A 1,251-nucleotide genomic window follows, 5' to 3' on the forward strand; every position below is an offset into this window, starting at 1 on the left:
TCAAGTAATATTGGCCACGGTTTTACAGTAAAAACGGTATCTGTTCTCTGATTCTTCCGGCGTCAACCCACCGTTGTAATGGTGAGGCCTGACGCTATTGTAATAATTCAGGATATAACCGCTAATTTGTTGCCGGGCCTCGTCCTTGCCTACGTAACCATCCGTCGGCACCCATTCTGTTTTCAGACTGCGGAAGAAGCGTTCCATAGGACTGTTATCCCAGCAGTTTCCCCGTCGGCTGACACTTTGCTTTATCCTGTAACGCCAGAGAAGCTGTTGATATTTCAGTCCTGTATACTGACTTCCCTGGTCGCTATGGAACATGACGTCCCGCGGCTGACCACGCACCTCATACGCCATCCGCAAGGCACTGCTTATCAGTGCAGTATCGGCATTCGCTGACAGGCTCCAGCCGATAACCCTGCGGGCAAAAAGATCCATGACGACCGCCAGATAGCACCAGCGATTTCCTGCCCAGATATACGTAATATCTCCGCACCATACCCTGTCTGGCTCCGGTACAGCGAACTGACGCTCGAGCAGATTCGGCAAACACGTATGCTCCTGACAGGCATTTTTGTATTGATGTTTTCCGGGCTGACAACTGCTCAGGTTCAGGTATTTCATCAGCCGTCCGGCACGATAACGGCTCATCGGGACGCCGTTTTGGGTCAGCATTTCAGCCAGCGTGCGCGCGCCTGCAGAGCCCCGGCTCTGGTTCCATGCCCGGCGTATTTCGCTGCACAACCTGACGCGAGCCGAATTAACCGTATCGCGTCGTTTTCGCCAGTACCGGTAACTGCTACGGTGTATTCCCAGTGCGGAACAGAGGCTGACAACTGAGTGGCTGTCACTCAGTCTGGAAACTATCGTAAACCGTTCAGTGAGTCGGACATCAAGAGCGCGGTAGCCTTTTTTAATATCGTATTTTGTTCCTCCAGTCGGCGAACCTGCTTTTCCAGCTCGCGAATACGTTGCTGTTCAGGGGTAATGGGTGTTGCAGAGGGCGCAATACCTTGGCGCTCTCGCCTGAGCTGACGTACCCAGCTCTCAAGCGTGGTAGAACCGACATTCATCGCCTCACTGGCTTGTCGATACGAATAGCCCTTATCAACAATCAGCTGTGCACATTCCAGCCTGAACTCAGGGGTGAAAGTACGTTTGGTTTTCTTGTTCATTAAGTCACCTGTTTTGTGTTGAGGTGAGAATATCACCTTTAATCAGGTGGCCAAATTTACTGTGCCACTACAC

1 protein-coding gene is annotated in these 1,251 nt (G+C 51.8%); it reads right to left on the reverse strand.

The window, feature by feature from the left end:
• A protein-coding gene (locus tag FQ015_RS06625) for an IS3 family transposase (RefSeq protein WP_152895938.1) occupies positions 1–1,178 on the reverse strand; the annotation gives its coding sequence in 2 pieces (ribosomal slippage) (positions 1–920 and positions 920–1,178; 1,179 coding nt in all).
• Positions 1,179–1,251: the final 73 nt, after the last annotated feature.

Origin of the sequence: Escherichia sp. HH26CH, assembly GCF_009820205.1 — a bacterium.
GTDB lineage: Bacteria > Pseudomonadota > Gammaproteobacteria > Enterobacterales > Enterobacteriaceae > Escherichia > Escherichia coli_F.